General features: G+C 53.9%; 19 protein-coding genes. 4 read left to right on the top strand and 15 right to left on the bottom strand.

The genetic code is table 11. The features are described 5' to 3' along the window. Positions 1-188 precede the first annotated feature (188 nt). Both K0I63_RS02800 and K0I63_RS02795 read left to right on the top strand, forming a co-directional pair. Positions 189-1,115 (top strand): D-2-hydroxyacid dehydrogenase, encoded by a 927-nt coding sequence (locus K0I63_RS02800; RefSeq protein ID WP_220082458.1) that lies wholly within the window; start codon positions 189-191, stop codon positions 1,113-1,115. Between the two features lie 341 nt (positions 1,116-1,456). Next, on the top strand, positions 1,457-1,648 hold the full coding sequence (locus tag K0I63_RS02795) for a bacterioferritin-associated ferredoxin (protein ID WP_144199766.1): 192 nt from the start codon (positions 1,457-1,459) through the stop codon (positions 1,646-1,648). Between the two features lie 77 nt (positions 1,649-1,725). Here the strand turns inward: K0I63_RS02795 and parC are convergent, their stop codons facing one another. The 7 genes from parC to nudF all read right to left on the bottom strand — a co-directional run bounded on the left by parC (position 1,726) and on the right by nudF (position 9,812). Continuing rightward, the gene (gene parC / locus K0I63_RS02790; protein WP_220082457.1) at positions 1,726-3,993 is read right to left on the bottom strand and encodes a DNA topoisomerase IV subunit A; all 2,268 of its coding nucleotides are present in this window, start codon (positions 3,991-3,993) and stop codon (positions 1,726-1,728) included. Beyond that, entirely contained in the window at positions 3,990-5,117 is a 1,128-nt protein-coding gene (locus K0I63_RS02785; protein ID WP_258406993.1) for a PQQ-dependent sugar dehydrogenase, read from the bottom strand. Before K0I63_RS02785 ends, parC begins: the two co-directional genes overlap by 4 nt. Before the next feature lie 86 nt (positions 5,118-5,203). Next, positions 5,204-7,090, bottom strand: a complete 1,887-nt coding sequence (parE, locus tag K0I63_RS02780; RefSeq protein ID WP_220082455.1) for a DNA topoisomerase IV subunit B — start codon at positions 7,088-7,090, stop codon at positions 5,204-5,206. 48 nt (positions 7,091-7,138) lie between these two features. Next, a complete protein-coding gene (locus K0I63_RS02775) occupies positions 7,139-7,717 on the bottom strand; it encodes a YqiA/YcfP family alpha/beta fold hydrolase (protein ID WP_220082454.1) in 579 nt (192 codons plus the stop codon). A 194-nt stretch (positions 7,718-7,911) separates the two neighbouring features. After that, positions 7,912-8,751, bottom strand: a complete 840-nt coding sequence (gene cpdA, locus K0I63_RS02770) for a 3',5'-cyclic-AMP phosphodiesterase (RefSeq protein WP_220044155.1) — start codon at positions 8,749-8,751, stop codon at positions 7,912-7,914. Between the two features lie 9 nt (positions 8,752-8,760). Continuing rightward, entirely contained in the window at positions 8,761-9,207 is a 447-nt protein-coding gene (locus tag K0I63_RS02765) for a DUF1249 domain-containing protein (protein ID WP_011864352.1), read from the bottom strand. After that, positions 9,204-9,812, bottom strand: coding sequence for an ADP-ribose diphosphatase (gene nudF / locus K0I63_RS02760; RefSeq protein WP_220079821.1), 609 nt, complete (start codon positions 9,810-9,812; stop codon positions 9,204-9,206). The genes K0I63_RS02765 and nudF overlap by 4 nt, the downstream gene beginning before the upstream one ends. A 284-nt stretch (positions 9,813-10,096) precedes the next feature. On the opposite strand from nudF, the gene tolC reads away from it, so the two are divergent. Continuing rightward, positions 10,097-11,422, top strand: coding sequence for an outer membrane channel protein TolC (gene tolC, locus K0I63_RS02755; protein WP_220082453.1), 1,326 nt, complete (start codon positions 10,097-10,099; stop codon positions 11,420-11,422). A 66-nt stretch (positions 11,423-11,488) separates the two neighbouring features. On the opposite strand, the gene K0I63_RS02750 is transcribed toward tolC, so the two are convergent. Genes K0I63_RS02750 through K0I63_RS02740 form a run of 3 tightly spaced genes read right to left on the bottom strand, consistent with a single transcriptional unit; the run spans position 11,489 to position 13,703 of the window. Then, complete coding sequence (locus K0I63_RS02750) at positions 11,489-12,247, bottom strand: TIGR04219 family outer membrane beta-barrel protein (protein WP_144199780.1); 759 nt, start codon at positions 12,245-12,247, stop codon at positions 11,489-11,491. A 4-nt stretch (positions 12,248-12,251) separates the two neighbouring features. Further along, the gene (locus tag K0I63_RS02745) at positions 12,252-13,223 is read right to left on the bottom strand and encodes a DUF2333 family protein (RefSeq protein ID WP_011864348.1); all 972 of its coding nucleotides are present in this window, start codon (positions 13,221-13,223) and stop codon (positions 12,252-12,254) included. A 12-nt stretch (positions 13,224-13,235) separates the two neighbouring features. Further along, entirely contained in the window at positions 13,236-13,703 is a 468-nt protein-coding gene (locus tag K0I63_RS02740) for a copper chaperone PCu(A)C (RefSeq protein ID WP_220082452.1), read from the bottom strand. Positions 13,704-13,752: 49 nt separating this feature from the next. Here K0I63_RS02740 and K0I63_RS02735 point away from each other — a divergent pair, with 49 nt between their 5' ends. Beyond that, entirely contained in the window at positions 13,753-14,490 is a 738-nt protein-coding gene (locus K0I63_RS02735; RefSeq protein ID WP_220082451.1) for an enoyl-CoA hydratase, read from the top strand. Positions 14,491-14,505: 15 nt separating this feature from the next. On the opposite strand, the gene K0I63_RS02730 is transcribed toward K0I63_RS02735, so the two are convergent. From K0I63_RS02730 to K0I63_RS02710, 5 genes are all read right to left on the bottom strand, one after another. Then, positions 14,506-14,865 carry a hypothetical protein gene (locus tag K0I63_RS02730; protein WP_011864345.1) on the bottom strand — a complete coding sequence of 120 codons (360 nt, stop codon included), beginning with the start codon at positions 14,863-14,865 and terminating at the stop codon, positions 14,506-14,508. A gap of 18 nt (positions 14,866-14,883) precedes the next feature. Then, positions 14,884-15,090, bottom strand: a complete 207-nt coding sequence (locus tag K0I63_RS02725) for a PspC domain-containing protein (protein WP_220082450.1) — start codon at positions 15,088-15,090, stop codon at positions 14,884-14,886. A gap of 180 nt (positions 15,091-15,270) precedes the next feature. Further along, positions 15,271-15,549 carry a hypothetical protein gene (locus K0I63_RS02720; RefSeq protein ID WP_220073014.1) on the bottom strand — a complete coding sequence of 93 codons (279 nt, stop codon included), beginning with the start codon at positions 15,547-15,549 and terminating at the stop codon, positions 15,271-15,273. Between the two features lie 287 nt (positions 15,550-15,836). Continuing rightward, positions 15,837-16,811, bottom strand: a complete 975-nt coding sequence (gene dusA, locus K0I63_RS02715) for a tRNA dihydrouridine(20/20a) synthase DusA (RefSeq protein ID WP_258406927.1) — start codon at positions 16,809-16,811, stop codon at positions 15,837-15,839. Positions 16,812-17,021: 210 nt separating this feature from the next. Further along, a complete protein-coding gene (locus K0I63_RS02710; RefSeq protein ID WP_220082448.1) occupies positions 17,022-17,690 on the bottom strand; it encodes a single-stranded DNA-binding protein in 669 nt (222 codons plus the stop codon). Positions 17,691-17,755 lie beyond the last annotated feature (65 nt).

The following is a 17,755-nucleotide window of genomic DNA, read 5'->3' as shown; positions in this document are numbered from 1 at the left end:
CAAAGTTCACCCTAGCGGTGGACACCTCTGCCATTTTTTGTAACTGTAACACTAGCCCCCCACTTAAGTACTAAGCCAGGTGGGAGCATCTATAATGACTAGGTGCGAATGAAAAAAATTCGTCACCAAAATAAACCAGCCATTTTCTGGGTCTCATACAAAAATAATAACAGCCAAAAGGACTCGCTATGGAACACAAGCTACTGCTGCTGACCAGCGATAACGATAGATACCGCAGCCTGCTCGGCTCCTGTCACCTGCCGCACCTGATACTGCTAGGCGACGATCCCCAGAGTATTCTCGATGCCGATATCTGGCTTGCCGAACCGCCATTGGCCGCCCCCTTGGTGGGCCATGCCAAACAGATCAAGTGGATGCAATCGACCTATGCCGGCGTCGATCTCTTGGTCAAACCCAGGCTGCGCCGCGACTACCAACTCACCAATGTGCGGGGGATCTTCGGCCCCCTGATGAGCGAGTACCTGTTCGGCTACCTGCTGGCCCACCAGCGTCAGCACAAGCAATATCAGTCACAGCAGGCGGAGAAGATCTGGCGCCCGGGCAACTTTCGCACCCTGCAGGGGCAGGAACTGCTGCTGTTAGGCACAGGCAATATCGCCAAGCACCTGGCGCAGACCGCCAAACATTTCGGCATGCGGGTGACCGGCATCAATCGCGGCGCTAAGCCAACCATAGGCTTCGACAGCGTCGACACCCTGGCCAATCTGGCCCACCACATAGGTAAGGCAGACGCCATCGCCGCCATCCTACCCAGCACGCCGCAGACCCAGGGGGCGCTCAACCAGGAGCTGCTGGCCATGATGAAGCCGGAGGCGATTCTATTCAATCTGGGCCGCGGCGACGTGTTGGATCTCGACGCCCTCTACGCCCAGCTGCTGACTCATCCCCAGCAGAACGCTATCCTGGATGTCTTCAATCAGGAGCCCCTGCCCCAGGAGCATCCCATCTGGTCGCTGGAGAATGTCATCATCACTCCCCATATCGCCGCCCCGAGTTTCCCTGAGCAGGTAGTGGAGATCTTCGCCAATAACTATCACAAGTTCATCAAGGGAGAACCCCTGAGCCACAAGGTCAACTTCGAGCGCGGCTATTAAGCTTAAATCACCCCTGGCGCTATCTACCAAAGATAGCGCCTCATCCAAGCAGTAAATGCCTACCCCAACTCATCATAAGCCAGCAAATAAACCATCTTAACTTGGGGTAATTGCATCTTTCATGCGCGCTTGTCCTCATTACCGGCCTAGCCTTCAGGTAGACAAAACGAGGGCAAATTCGAGATAGCGATAGGCTGGAGGCCCCGTGTTTAGTGGGCTAGCTCACAATTTTTAATTCCCCGCTTAGGCGCCATAATGCACAGTCTATAACCAGGAGTTATTAGCAGTGAGAATCGTTTTCATTTATACTTGCATGCATCTGAAGTAGGGGAGTCACCTGTATGTATGTTTGCCTTTGCCACGCCATTACCGACAAGCAAATAAAAGAAGCTGTCGATCAAGGAGATATGTCTCTTGCCGACGTTAAGCGTCGTCTGGGTGTTGGCAATCAATGTGGTAAATGTAGCAAGATGGCCACCGAGATCATCCAGGCCCGCCTCGATGTGATCCCCAACTTCTACGAAGTGGCTTAAGGCCTACTTACATCAGAGATAAAAAAAGCTGCCTAGGGCAGCTTTTTTTGTATCCGGATTTTATGTCTGACAGTCGGCTAGAGACTGGTCTCGTCCTCGCCAAGCTCCACCTTGTCCACACGTTGCAGGCCACGAGGCAGCTTGGCGCCGCGACGACCACGCTCGCCACGGTAGTGCTCGAGATCGCTCGGCTTGAGAGTAAGCTTGCGCTTACCCGCCCACAGGGTAACCGCGGTATCTTGCGGCACCACATGCAGATGCACCAGCAGCTCTTCACGGCTCTTGGCCCTGTCGCTGGCGATGCCGATGATCTTGTTACCCTTGCCCTTAGCCAGTTGCGGCAGCGCATCGACTGAGAAGAGCAGCATGCGACCCTCGTTGGTGATCGCCAGGATAGACTCGCTACGACTCTTATCCACGCGTTTCGGCGGCAGCACCTGGGCGTTGGCTGGCAGGCTGAGTAGCGCCTTACCCGCCTTATTGCGAGACACCATATCCTTGTAATCACCGATAAAGCCATAGCCCGCATCTGAGGCCAGCAGGAAGCATTGTCCATCCTCCCCGAGCAGCGCATGGGCCATAGACTCGCCCGGCGACAGCTGGAAGCGGGTTGTCACAGGCTCACCCTGACTCCTGGCCGATGGCAGGGTATGGGTATCGGTGGCAAACGCGCGCCCCGTCGAGCCGATAAAGACGGTGGCATGATTACTCCTGCCAGACGCAGCGCAGAGGAAGCTATCACCCGCCTTGTAAGAGAGCGCCGTTGGGTCGATATCATGGCCCTTGGCGCAGCGCACCCAGCCCTTCTCCGACAGCACTACGGTTACCGCCTCGGCCGGCACCAGCTCCTGCTCCGACAGGGCGCGGGATTCGCTGCGCTCGACCAGCGGAGAGCGACGCTCGTCGCCATAGGTCTCGGCATCTTGCTTAAGTTCTTTCTTGATCAGCGTCTTCATGCGGCGATCTGAGCTGAGTAGTTGCTCAAGCTTCTCACGCTCGGCCTCTAGCTCGCTCTGTTCTGTCTTGATCTTAAACTCTTCCAGCTTCGCCAAATGACGCAGTTTAAGATCTAAGATGGCGTTGGCCTGATCGTCGGTCAGGTTAAAGCGCGCCATCAACTCGGCCTTAGGATCATCGTGGTAACGAATGATCTCGATCACCTCATCAATATTGAGGAAGGCGATCATCAAGGCTTCCAGAATATGCAGCCTTGCCAAAACCTTGTCTAATCTGTGCTCTAAACGGCGTCTGACCGTGGTCAATCTGAACTCCAGCCACTCGGTCAGCAGCTGTTTCAGCCCCTTCACCTGAGGACGGCCATTGAGCCCCAGCACGTTGAGGTTGACGCGGAAATTCTTCTCGAGATCTGTGGTAGCAAACAGGTGCGCCATCAGCTGATCGCAATCGACACGATTTGAGCGCGGCACGATAACGATACGCACCGGGCTTTCGTGATCTGACTCGTCGCGCAGGTCGGCCACCATGGGCAGCTTCTTGGCCTGCATCTGAGCGGCGATCTGCTCTAAAATCTTACCGCCACTGGCCTGATGAGGCAGCGCGGTGATCACTATCTCACCGGACTCCACCGTATAGACGGCGCGGGCCTTGATGGAGCCACGGCCCGTCTCGTAGATCTTGGCGATCTCGGTTCTCGGGCTGATGATCTCCGCCTCGGTAGGATAGTCAGGGCCGGGTACCAGCTCCATCAGACGTTCAAGATCCGCCTTGGGGTTATCAATCAGCTCCACACATGCATCCACCAGCTCGCGGGCATTGTGGGGCGGCACGTCGGTCGCCATCCCCACCGCGATCCCAGTGATGCCGTTGAGCAGGATATGTGGCAGACGGGCGGGCAGCACCATGGGCTCTTTAAGCGTGCCGTCGAAGTTGACGCCCCAATCTACCGTGCCCTGACCCAGCTCGGTCAGCAGCACCTCGGAGAACTTAGATAGGCGCGCCTCGGTATAACGCATGGCGGCGAATGACTTAGGATCGTCCGGTGCACCCCAGTTACCCTGACCATCTACCAGTGGGTAGCGGTAGGAGAAAGGCTGCGCCATCAACACCATGGCCTCGTAACAGGCACTGTCGCCGTGGGGATGATACTTACCCAGTACGTCACCCACGGTTCTCGCCGACTTCTTGTGCTTAGATTGCGCCGACAGGCCAAGTTCGCTCATGGCGTAGACGATACGACGCTGCACCGGCTTTAGGCCATCGCCGATATGCGGCAGGGCGCGATCCATGATGACGTACATGGAATAGTTCAGATACGCCTCTTCGGTGAAACGTCTCAAGGGCATCTGTTCGACGCCATCGAGGCTTAAATCTATCGCATCACTCATTGATTAGGATCCTGTTGTTCACTCGCTTCACTCGATTCAATCTCTTCGCTCGCGTTCTCTTTATAAAACAGACGATACACATTGCCTTTCAGATCGTCTGAGATATACATGGCGCCATCGGGTGCCATGATTAAGTCATAGGGCCGGGCGACGGGGAACTCTCCATCGAGAAAGCTCACCACCGTCTGGCGCTTGCTGATATTGTCATCTTCCAGGGTCAACATGGTGACCTGATAACCGATCTTACTGGAGCGGTTCCAGGAGCCATTCTCGGCCACGAATAGCTGGTCACGATACTTCTCGGGGAACTGCTCGCCACGGTAAAACTCGAGCCCCATGGGCGCCACGTGGGCCGGCAATTCGAAGACGGGCGTGGTGACCTTGAGCCCCTTGGGTTTCTCGTAGGCGGGCTCCAGCACGCTGCTGGCGTGAATATAGGGAAAGCCGTAGTGGGCACCGACGATATCGACACGGTTAATCTCATCCGGTGGCAGCCTGTCACCCATCCAGTCACGGCCAAGGTCCGCAAACCACAGTTTGCTGTCTTTAGGGTCCCAGTCGAAGCCTGTGACGTTGCGTATGCCGGTGGCGATCTGCTCGCTGCTACCGCTGTTGAGGTCGATGGCGATGATACTGCCAAAGGGGGCATGGGCCTCACACACGTTACAGGGCGCGCCGATGGCGACATAGAGACGTCCATCTGGGCCGAAACGCATGGCGCGGCGACTCTTGTTGGTCTTGCCCGGCAGACGATCGTAAACCTCTTTGCCGCGACCTGGACGCTTCAGGCGATTCTCGATATCCACGAAGCGTAGGATGCGCTCCTCTTCGGCAACATAGAGATCCCCCTTATGAAAGGCGATCGCCTCTGGGTACTCCAGCCCCTTGGCAACTACGTAGCGCTTGTCTACACGACCGTCGGCGTTGCTGTCTACCAGGGCCTGTATGGTGCCGGACTTATAAGAGCCCACAAACAGGGTGCCTTCGTCACCCAGTGCCATCTGTTTGGCATCACCGAGATCAGAGGCATATAAGGAGAGTCCAAATCCCTTGGTGACTGTGATCATGATGGGCTGCTCGGCGCGCGCCGTCAGGGACACGCCCGATGTCATCATGGCAAACATCGCACACAGAAAATAACAACTAACTCTTTTATTATGCATTATATTAAGCTTGTCTAACGATTTATCTTTTTATTTTAATGACATAGCTATAGCTGGGCTAAGTCGCCTTTGGTTTCAAGCCAGGTCTTACGATCGCCAGAACGCTTCTTGGCCAGCAACATATCCATGATGGCCAGGGTGTCATCGGCATCATCTATGGTTAACTGTACCAGTCTTCGGGTGTTAGGATCCATGGTGGTTTCCCTCAGCTGCAATGGATTCATCTCACCCAATCCCTTGAATCGGGTCACCTGCACCTTACCCTTCTTCTTCTCGGCGCTGATACGATCTAAGATCCCCTGCTTCTCGGCTTCATCCAGCGCATAGTATACCTCTTTACCCACATCGACCCTAAACAGCGGCGGCATGGCCACATAGATGTGCCCCTTCTCCACCAGCACCTTGTAGTGCTTCATGAACAGGGCGCACAGCAGGGTCGCGATATGCAGACCGTCCGAGTCCGCATCCGCCAGGATACAGATCTTACCGTATCTGAGCTCTGAGATATCGTTGCTGTCCGGATCACAGCCGATGGCGACTGAGATGTCGTGCACCTCCTGAGAGGCCAGCACCTGTGAGGCCTCCACCTCCCAGGTATTGAGGATCTTACCCCGCAGCGGCATGATCGCCTGGAACTCACGATCCCTCGCCTGCTTGGCACTACCGCCCGCAGAGTCACCCTCCACCAGGAAGAGCTCGCCGCGCATAGGGTCCTGGCCACTACAATCGGTCAGCTTACCCGGCAGCGCTGGACCTGAGGTCACCTTCTTACGCGCCACCTTCTTGGCCGCCTTCAGACGTTTCTGGGCGTTGCTGATACACATCTCGGCCAGGGCCTCGGCCTGATCCGTATGGGTATTGAGCCAGAGACTGAAGGCGTCTCTGACGATGCCCGAGACGAAGGCCGCACTCTGACGGCTGGAGAGTTTCTCTTTGGTCTGGCCGGCAAACTGAGGATCTTGCATCTTGATCGACAAAATGAAGCTGCTGCGATCCCAGATATCCTCGGGGGAGAGCTTGATCCCTCTGGGGATCAGGTTACGAAACTCACAAAATTCACGCATCGCCTCGAGCAGGCCCTGACGGAAACCGTTCACATGGGTGCCGCCCAAGGGCGTGGGGATTAGGTTGACGTAACTCTCGTTAAGGGAGTCGCCCCCCTCAGGTAACCAGGTGATGGCCCAGTCGACCGCCTCAGTATTACCAGCCATGCTGCCGATAAAAGGCTCTTCAGGCAGAGTCAATGCTCCCTGTGTCGACGACTTGAGGTAGTCGGTGAGGCCGCTCTCGTAGCACCACTCTTCGACATCGCCGGTCTGCTTGTTGGTAAACTTGATACGCAGCCCCGGGCAGAGGACCGCCTTGGCCCTTAGCAGATAGATAAGCTTAGGAATCGAGAAGTTAACCGAATCGAAATAGCTGGCGGTTGGCCAGAAATGGACGCGGGTGCCGGTGTTGCGTCGACCGCAGGTGCCTGTCACCGTCAGCTCTTCCACCTTGTCGCCATGCTCAAAGGCCATCTCATAGACCTGACCGCTGCGCCTCACCGTGATCTCGACACGATTCGACAGCGCGTTTACGACCGAGATACCTACGCCGTGCAGACCACCTGAAAACTGATAGTTGTTATTGGAGAACTTACCACCTGCGTGCAGTTTGGTGAGGATAAGCTCGACCCCGGGGATCCCCTCTTCGGGATGAATATCCACCGGCATGCCGCGGCCATCGTCGATCACCTCCAGCGAATTGTCCTTGTGCAGTATCACGTCGATTCTGGTCGCGTGTCCCGCGAGGGCCTCATCGACGCTGTTATCGATCACCTCTTGGCCCAAATGGTTTGGACGTGTGGTGTCGGTATACATACCTGGGCGACGTTTTACCGGGTCGAGTCCATTGAGGACTTCAATTGCATCTGAAGTGTATTGGTTAGTCATAGCGCACACAATATATTGTTATTCAGGCCATGTTGCGGCCCTACATGTCTATTTGTCAAGAAACAGGAAATCACAGATCCCCGGCATCTGCTGCTGGTAGCCGACGAAGCTGTGATCGCCACCCGCCTCGATGAGCATCTGACAACATTGGTATTTATTCACGGCTTGCCGATAATCAAGCACCTCATCCCCAGACTGCAGCAGCACCAAGAAACGATCTGGATGTGAGATGGCCGGCGTATCGTACTTAGCCACCTCTAACTTGTGCTCGGGTAGAATCTGATAATCTTCTTCTGTGTAGGGATTGTACTGGGGACCGAGGAACTCATCAAACAGCTCGAAGGGTTTCACCGCCGGGTTAACCAGCACGGCGCGCCCGCCATAACGCTCCGCCAGATAACTGGCAAAATAGCCACCGAGGGATGAGCCGATGAATCTCAGGCTTTCTCCCTTCTCCAGTGCCTGCTCGACCAAATCTGTCAGCAGCGCCATGGCCGCCTTGGGCGTGGCTGGGAGTTGGGGTTGTACGAAATTGATATCGGGAAAATGCTTGGCAATATACTGGGCAGTGACCACACCTTTGTCTGAGTGCGGTGAACTATTGAATCCATGAATATAGAGCAGCATATTTCCTCGGCAGCGAATGATAAAACGGCAATGTGTTCCCTACACGACGGCTTAGCGGGCAGATTGGCTCTGCGCCTAACATCTGCAGCCAAGTATCGGGCATCCAGATGCTAACACCGGCGCGGCGATTAACCAAATATTAACCCCGCCAATGCCAAGCAAACTGCTCGCTATCTGCTTGCCAGAGTGAGCAGCTAGTAACCGCTGGAGTCGTGGTCCGGTGAAAACTTGTTGCCGGGCACCCGGTAGACGTTGGCCAGGATGCTGCCGTCTGGCTTTAACTCAAGCAGGCGATAACCTGGCTGCTGGGCATCGAGGGCGAAATAGGGAGACTTAGGCTTAAACTGGATGCAGGTAGAAGGCGTTGCCATCAATTTCACCGGGCCACTCTTGCCCTGGTAGAACTGATCCAGGCTCTGATGTACATGGCCCCACAGCAGGCCCTTGACCTGAGGCATGGCCGTCACTCTGTCGAGAAACGCCTCGCCATTGTCCATGCAGTGTTGATCCAACCATTTGCAATCCACCAGGATCGGATTGTGATGCATCACCAACAGGGTATGCAGCTCGGGATGGGCCGCCACCGCCGCCTCGATAAGCTCCATCTCGCTGTCGGCCATATGCCCGCCTGGCTTCCCCCTAACGGTGGAGTCCAGCATGATGATTTGCCACTTTCCCACCAGGATCCGCCTATCGCCGTAGACTCTGGGGCCCTGCATATGCAGGTGCATGATGCGCGGATCATCGTGATTGCCCGGCAGGTAGTGACAAGGAAGGTTCAATTTTTCAATCGCGGCGACGAAGTTATGGTAAGACTGATTAGAATAATCTTGGCTAATGTCGCCTGTGGCCAATAAGAGATGTGCCGGATAATCGACGGCCTTAATGGTGTTCAACACAGCATCCAAGCTATGTGCGGTATTCACACCCAGCAGTTGCGCCTCGGGATCAGCAAACAGATGAGGGTCCGTCACCTGGACCAGCTTTACGCTCTCATCGTGATCGATGGAATAAGAGATAGCCTCTTTTAGCACATTAAAACCCTAAGATTCGGACTGACAAATGATGCGGGCATGGTTGTCAATCTTGAGTAACTCTTCAAGAAAAGCATTTACCTGATACTTTTCGTCTCTATGGTACATACGTATATTTGGATAATCATATACTGGTCTTAATCGATAAATCTGTCGACTAGTTAACACTTCTGCTAATTTAGCGTCATGGTAAACACGCACTACAACTTTAGGCGTATCAACGTATTGCGCGATTTTCAGCGGACGGGAGATCTCAATTAATTGGGTATATTGGGTGTTTTCCAGCAGCTTAACCTCGAGGCAACCGAAGTCTCCCTCGACCTGCCAGGACTGCCCCTGCTCATAGCCTGCGGGCAGCCAGCGTAATATATTGAAGTAGTTACGGCTACACAAGGCGAGAAAACGACTCACGTTTGCCTGATAGTCCGGCTTGCGCTTATTTAACGACAGGCTCACTTGGCGGCCCTTAAGCTTTGGTAGTTGAGCTGCAACCACTGCAGGCCAATCACCGTCGAGGCGTTATTGATGGTGCCATCTTGCAATAGTTGAAAGGCTGCCTCACGGGGCATCACGTGCACCTTGATATCCTCATGTTCATCATCCAGGCCATGCAGGCCATCGGCCTGACTGGCGTCGACCCTGGCCCAGTAGAAATCGAATCGCTCGCTGGTGCCGCCGGGACTGGAAAAATATTGGCTGATGTAGTGCATCTCGCTGGCCACCAGGCCAGACTCTTCGAGCAGTTCACGGTGAGCCACCTGCTCGGCACTCTCCCCCTCCTCGATCATGCCGGCAACAAACTCCAGCAGCCAAGGGGTGGTTGCGGCATTCACCACGGGAATGCGTATCTGCTCAATCAGCACCACCTTGTCGCTCACGGGGTCATAGGGCAGCACGACCACGGCATGGCCGCGCTCGAACACTTCACGCACCACTTCCGGGCTCCAACCACCGGCAAACAGCCTATGTTTGAATCTGTACTCTTCCATACGAAAGAACCCCTGAAAAAGGGTTCGTTTTCCCAGCATCTGTACATCTTCATTGGTGAATTTCTGACTCATTACCCGTCCCGCGACTCAGTTAGTAAATGCTTATCCCCAGGGGCTCTCAATATACCATGTAGACCACTAAAAAATGCAGACTTACCGTTAAAAACTGTTACACTTCCTAGTTGACTTAAAAATGGTTAATTTCTTAATATCTTAACCTTAATAAGTTTAGATGTATCGGGAAGCGTCGGGAAGCGCAAACCGCTTCGCGCAAATGATTTGCGCTGAAGCATCACTTAACTTTATTAAGTAAATGGCTCCGCCTCGGAGTATTTATGTCTAAAAAAGGACAGCTAATGAAATTTAAGATCCGCACCTTATGTGCAGCGTTGACTCTCGCGGCAACGACTTCTGCCGTGCATGCCGACGATCTACTGCAGATATATCAGCAGGCCCTTACCAATGATCCTATTGCGCTCCAGGCACAAGCGCAGCGCGACCGTCTCTACGAGCAGATCGAAGAGAACCGCGCCCCCTTGCTACCTACCATCAGCGCCAGCGTAGGCTATGGAAAGAGCTGGACCAATGTTGATGATGACAAGTACAACAGCGGACTCGATGCTGGAGTGTCACTCAAGCAGGTGATCTATGATCACAGCGCCTGGGTCGGACTCGACCTCGCGGAGCTTGCGGCGTCACAGGCCGATGCCGCTTACGCCTCGACACTTCAGTCACTCATCATTCGCGTTACAGGCGCCTACTTCGACGTCTTAGCCGCGAAAGATAACTATGAATTCAAGGGCGCCGAGAAGCGTGCCATCGAGCGTCAGCTCGAGCAGACCAAGCAACGTTTTGCCGTGGGTCTCACCGCGATCACCGACGTACATGAGGCTCAGGCTCAGTATGACTTGGCCCGTGCATCGGAAATCCTGGCGGAAAACCAGCTGATCAACAGCTACGAAGCCCTTCGAGAGATCACCGGCATAGACCACAAGTCTATCGATATCCTGGATACCACACGTTTCACGGCGGTACCGCCAACCCCAGCCATGCCAAACGATTGGTTGAAGATGGCCGAGACCAGCAGTGTGGATCTGTTAACCACGCGTATCGGTAAAGATATCGCCCAGCAGACCATCTCGCTCTACAAGGCGGGCCACATGCCGTCTCTGAGCCTGAATGCGGGTTACACCACCAACCTGAATCAGAAGAATCAGACAGGTGATCTGAGCGATTACGACAACGCCAACGTGGGTCTGACACTGAGCGTGCCTATCTTCGAAGGCTTTAAGGTGAGCTCTAAGGTCAACCAGGCGCAGTACCAATACGTAGAAGCCAGCGAGAAGATGGAACAGACCTACCGCAAGGTAGTAAAAGATGTGCGCAACAACTTCAACAACGTTGGTGCCTCTATTAGCTCTATCCGCGCCTATGAGCAATCGGTGATCTCTTCTGAGAGCGCACTGAAAGCGACCCAGGCAGGTTTCGAGGTGGGTACCCGTACTATCGTTGACGTACTCAACCGTACCCGTGACCTGTATGACTCTAAGCGTCAGCTCTCTAATGCCCGTTATGGCTATATCAACTCTATCCTGGCGTTGAAACAAGCGACTGGCACCCTGAGCGAAGACGATGTCATCGCCATCAACAATGGCCTGAAGGCTCCTGAAGTCAGTCAGTAAGAGATCAGGCTTTAGATACAAAAAAACCGCCATCATGGCGGTTTTTTTATGGCTACAAACTAGCTATTAGAAGACCAGCTCAACCCCGGCGAAATAGCCTTTGAACTGCATGTTGGCGGTCACACCGTCGAAGTTGTTCACATCGAAGTTAAAGTCGCGGTAACCGACACGCACCTTGGTATCTAGCGCCACGCCGTCAAACTGCCAACCCAGACCCACTTGATAGTCGTAGACGCTGCTCTCGTCGATGCCCTGCATCACGTCGGCAAAACCATACAGACCCAGGCCAGGAATGCCCACCTCGGCATTGGCGTAAGCCATGACCACACCGTCGCTCAGATCTTTCTGCGCGTAAGCCCCTACCACGCCAGATGGCGAGATCTGATGTACGCGGAAAGAGCCGTGCATCTTCTTGTAGGCGGCGCCGAGATCCAGTGCCACTATGTCGTTATCCAGCAGCTCATAGTAGAGCACGAAGTCGGTATTACTCAGGTTGCTTGCCGTGGTCACATCGTCGCTAAATACGCGATCGCCGAATGTCCAGTCGCCGGTCAACGTCGCCTTGCCGTCGGCATCCAGACGGTTTTCGCGGATCTTCAGGTTAGGCACTAAAGGAATCGGATGCTCGATGGCGACCCAGATACTACCCTGAGATGAAGAGCTGTAATCAAACTCCTGTTGAGCCTGGCCCTTCTGAGCAAAGGTACCCTCGGTGTCGGCGTTCCAGTAGTCGCCGCCCACCTTGAAGCCAACTACAGTAGCCGCCTGTGCAGATGTCGCTGCCAAAGACCCGAGCAGAGCACATGCAAGTAGTGTTTTTTTCATCTAATTAGCCTTGAGTCAATAAGTTAGTTAAATCGATCACCGCGGCATTGGCGCGGGAAATATAATTGGCCATCACCAGCGAGTGGTTGGCCACTATGCCAAACCCAGAACCGTTCAACACGATCGGGCTCCACACAGGCTGCTGTGTCTCTTCCAGCTCACGAATGATCTGCTGCAAGCTGACCTCAGCATTTTTCTTCTTCAATACGTCGGCGAAATCCACCTCAATAGCCTTCATGAAGTTCAGCAGTGCCCAGGTGGCGCCGCGGGTTTCATAGAAGACATCGTCGATCTGCCACCAGCCGGTCTTGATCTCCTGGCTGGCCAGATTAGGCGTCGACTGGCTGGCCTCAGTGTCACCGGCGAGATCGGTATTGATCCGCTCCTGGCCGACACTGGCAGACAGGCGCTGCGACATGCTGCCCAGGCGCTTCTGCACCTCTTTGAGCCACTCGTTGAGGTTATCGGCGCGGGCGTAGAACTGAGCATCGGGATTATTGGTGTCGGCGATGCGGGCGCGATAAAGCTTGAGTAGCTTGATGGCGTCACGATACTCGCCCTCGGCGCTCGGCACCAACCAGCTGGTGTGTTCGATATTTAGCTTAGAGTGGGCCGCCAGCAGATCTTTGTCGGCGGTCGACTGCGATTGGGAACGGCTAAATTCCTTGCGCATGATCAGCGCTAGATCCCGCGCCTGCTCTATGGCACCAAACTCGAAGGCGGGCATGTTATCCATAAACAGCGAGGGAGGCATCACATCGTTCGACAACCAGCCACCGTTCTTATCGAGGAGGGTTTCCATGGTTAAAATCAAAGAGGTAGTGGTCGCGTAGCCCACTATCTTATGGCCCGTCTCGTTATTGAGCTGATGGGGCTCTATGCTGTCTGGCTCTACGCTCCACCATACGCTGATGATGTAGCCGATCAAAAATAAGACGGCGGCCGCCAGGCTGACCCGTTTCCATGTTACCTGCATACTCTTACTCCATTAATGGTGATGATGGTGCTCGCCATCATCTTGTGTCGCTATCGCTTGCTTGCTCACCGGCAGCGTCACCTGCTGCTCGCTGCCATCGCTAAACTTTAGCCTTAACACCACTTCCTGTCCTTCCGTCAGCGGTTTTTTTAATCCCAGCAGCATCACGTGCTTACCCGAGGGCATAAGCTCCAGGTTAGCGTGGCTGGCCAGGGTAAATTTGGGGAGTTGGCGCATCTTCACTACGCCCTCTTCTTCCACCAGAGTGTGTAGCTGCGCCTCGGCGGCTACCTCTGTATCGACGCCGACGAGATCGACCTCGGGCCCATGGTTCATCAGGGTGAAATAGGCGGCGGTATTGGGCACGCTCGGCGGCATGGCCCTGACATAGCCATCGACAAACATGACGTTTGCCAATACGGAAAATGAAGTGCATGATAGCAGGACAAAATTAAACGCGTGTTTGAAAATCTGTTTCAATGCCTTAAACTCCTTTTTAACCCATCTGCCAAATAAGGATTATTGACCCATGAGTAACATTCAATTTCAGGATGAGCAGGGCGTACGCATCATCACGATCAATCGCCCCGACAAACGCAACGCGCTTAACCTTGAGATGTATGCTCGGCTCACAGAATACCTTATCCAAGGGGAGTCAGACAACGGAATTAACGCCTTTCTCCTCAAAGGCGAAGGCGATTGTTTCACCTCGGGTAACGATGTTGCCGACTTTTTAAAAAATAGTGACTTAGGACAGAATCATCCTACCGTCAGGTTCCTGTTCACCCTGCTGGATCTCACGAAACCTCTGGTTGCCGCCGTGGCCGGTCCCGCGGTCGGCATAGGCACAACCCTACTGCTACATTGCGACCTGGTGTATGCCGATAACACCGCCAAGTTCCAGCTGCCCTTCGTCAATCTCGCCCTGGTGCCCGAGGCAGGTGCCAGCCTTCTACTGCCCCGCCTGGTCGGTCAGACCAAGGCCAGCGAATTGCTATTACTTGGTGAGGCCTTCGATGCCCACAGCGCCCTGTCGATGGGGCTCATCAACGATCTGCTGCCAAGCGATGAGTTGATGAGTCATGCCCTGAGCCAAAGCATCAAGCTGGCGAAGAAGCCACCTCAGGCACTCAGAGCCAGTCGCAGGCTAATACGCGGTGACAGCGAACTTATCAGAGAGCAGATGCAAAAAGAGTTGGAAGAGTTTGCCGTTCGGTTGCTAAGCGATGAGGCCAAGGCGCAGTTTAACGCCTTCCTGAGCAGATAAAGAAATCGAGCCCGGCTAGTCGACCCGGCTAGCCTGGCCTACGCCCCAGGCCGCCAGTAGTAATAGGAGAATCGGCCAAAACAGCGAAAAGCCGGCAAACAACATGGCGATGGCGCTTAGCACACAAAAAGAAGAAACCAGGGCGATAAAACTAAAGGCCAGGGTGAGCCAGAGTAGCAGAATCAATAACAGGGCACTGACCAGCGCCGTACTCCACAAACCTATGTCGATCCACTGAGGCGACTCCAGGCTGATGTAAAACCAACGCGCTTCAAAGTAATGTCCCAGCATCATCAGCGCCGCAGCCACTATGAGGATGACACCCAGGGCCAGCAAGATATCCAGCGCTTTTTGTAAATTCGTACGTCCCTTCACGCTCTTAATCCCTAACGGCTAGTAGCCTGGTTTCCATTTCGGCAGAACGAGTGCCAATACAAAATACACTAACAAGACGAAGGCCGGATTCATAAAGGCTGCCACGGCCCACACGACGCGAGTCCACAGGCAAGACCAGGCAAATTTGTCTGCCGTCATCGCCGCCACACCACATACTATGCTGCGGGGATTTTTTAGCCTTCTTATTAGATCATCGATATTCATGATACTTGTCCTTACTATCAACAAATTCAGGAGCCCCGGCTATAACACCTTATGCCATTTCAAGGTACAGACTAAGGTTGCGCAGAGCGCGAAGCTCAATACTGGGAGCAGTAACAGTGCTGCCAACTCAAACAGATAAGTCATAACAATTCCCCAAACTATGGTATTCCTTTACCAGAGTTATTCCTTAACCATCGCACTCTTCATCGGTGCTTCTTCACTCTTGGTCGCCGTTTCTGCCAGCTTAAGGTTAGTGTCGAATAGCGACTCTGACAGCTGCGCCTGCAGTGAAAGTGTCAGTTCTTGCTGAGCAGTCACCATCATCTCCTGCATCTGAGTCGCCAAATGACGCTCCAGCTTGGCGGTGATATCTGTTGGGATAAAGTCATCTGCCGAGGCAGAGAAGCTAGCACCTATAAGTAGAGAGGCGATTAGCGATACTTTAGTTAGCTTGTTCATGATGTCTTCCTTTCCATTTCGTTTATGACATCTTTGACAATACAAGGGGTGTGCCAACTTTATAAAAACAATATAAACACATGATAAATATGGATTTATAAAATTTAATGCCGCTGAGGCATTCATTAGGACTGAGGCGGCTGGATGAGAAGATAGTGAGTTTCACTACCGGCTGGTAATTTTCACCAACTCTTGTGAAAAGTTTAAAAATTAGACAACAAAAAGCCGCTGTGGTATCAGCGGCTTTCTGCAAGAATCTTAATCAATACATTGTTTATATTATATTTTTATTTGATTTCCATGCTGGCTCTGGCCTCATGCACCACGGCGATACCGGCTCCAGGCTTATGAGCATTCTCGCTCAGATAACGACGCCAGGCGCGCGAACCCGCCTCGCCCTGGTACAAACCTGTCATGTGACGGGTAATATGATTCAGGCGGCCACCGGACACTAGATGTTTCTCTATATAGGGAATCATATTCTCCAAAACGGTATCTCTGCTCAGCACTGGCTTGTCCAGGCCGCACAGCTGCTGATCCACCTGAGCCAACAGATAAGGATTCTGATAGGCTTCGCGGCCCACCATGACGCCGTCTAGCTGTTTAAGGTGCTCGCCGCACTCTTCAAGTGTCTTGACCCCACCATTGATGGAGATGCTCAGCTGAGGGTAATCCTGCTTGAGACGATACACCCTGTCATAGTCGAGCTCGGGGATCTCGCGATTCTCCTTGGGACTCAGCCCCTGCAACCAGGCCTTACGGGCATGAATAATAAAGGTGTCACAGCCAGCCGCGCTCACCTTGTCGACGAACTCGGTAAGAAACTCATAGCTGTCCTGCTCGTCGATGCCTATGCGGGTCTTCACCGTTACCGGAATATCCACCACCTCATTCATCGCCGCCACGCACTGAGCCACCAGATCAGGCTCGGCCATCAGGCAGGCGCCGAAACGGCCATTCTGCACGCGATCCGATGGGCAGCCCACATTGAGGTTGACCTCATCATAGCCGCGCTCTGCCGCCAGCTTGGCACACTTAGCCAGGTCTTCAGGATTAGATCCCCCCAGCTGCAGCGCCAGCGGATGCTCCTCCTGGTTATAGGCCAGATAGTCGCCCTTGCCATGAATGATCGCCCCGGTCGTCACCATCTCGGTATAGAGCAGCAACTCGGAAGACATAAGGCGCGCGAAATAGCGATAATGCCTGTCGGTCCAGTCGAGCATGGGCGCAATGGAGAAGGTACGATTAATAGCAGTTGGCATAGTGGCTGATGACATAAATAAGGGTAACCCAAGTTTAGCAGTCGCCCTTTTACGGGCTGGGCGCGCATTTTACACCGCATGGCGGTAAATGAACACTCCCACAGGATGACGCCGACCGACGCGCGCTAAGAAGAGCATAGCGCGGCAGAGTCTAAGAAAAGAAAAACCCTGCCAAGGCAGGGTTTTAAGCAAACATTTGTCGACCTAATCCTAGAACGGGATATCGTCGTCCCAACCGTCATCCAGATCAGGCGTGAAGTTCTGCTGTGGCTGAGGTGCTGGACGCTGCTGCGGCGCTTGCTGTTGTGGAGCCGCCTGCGGCTTAGGTGCATAGGCAGGGGCCTGCTGTGGCTGAGCGCCATAACCTTGCTGCTGTGGTGCAGGCTGTTGCTGGGCACCGTACCCACCTTGAGGAGCCGAGTGCTGTGGCTGCTGTGGACGCGCGGCTGGCGCCGACTGCTGTGGCGCGTACTGGTTTTGCTGTTGTGGCGCACCGTAACCTTGCTGGCCACCTTGACCGCCTTGGCCTTGGCCTTGGCCACGGCTATCCAGCATCTGCATCTCGTTAACGTTGATCTCTGTCTTGTAGCGATCTTGTCCGGTCTGCTGATCCTGCCACTTGCTGGTCTGCAGTTTGCCTTCCAGATACACTTTCGAGCCCTTCTTCAGGTACTCACCGGCGATCTCCGCAAGACGACGGTACATTACAATGTTGTGCCATTCTGTACGTTCTTGCATCTGACCTTGCTGGTCTTTCCAAGACTCACTGGTCGCCACTGTAAAGTTGGCTACGGCGTTGCCGTTTGGCATGTAACGAACCTCAGGATCTTTCCCTAGGTTACCGACCAAAATTACCTTATTGACACCACGACTGGCCATTGAAATCTCCTGCGATAATCTTATAAATCTAAATTAGGTACAGATGCACGGCCGCACTCGACCGC

The sequence above is a fragment of the Shewanella rhizosphaerae genome, from assembly GCF_019457655.1.
Lineage (GTDB): Bacteria > Pseudomonadota > Gammaproteobacteria > Enterobacterales > Shewanellaceae > Shewanella > Shewanella loihica.
This window is presented reverse-complemented; position numbering and strand designations above follow the sequence as displayed.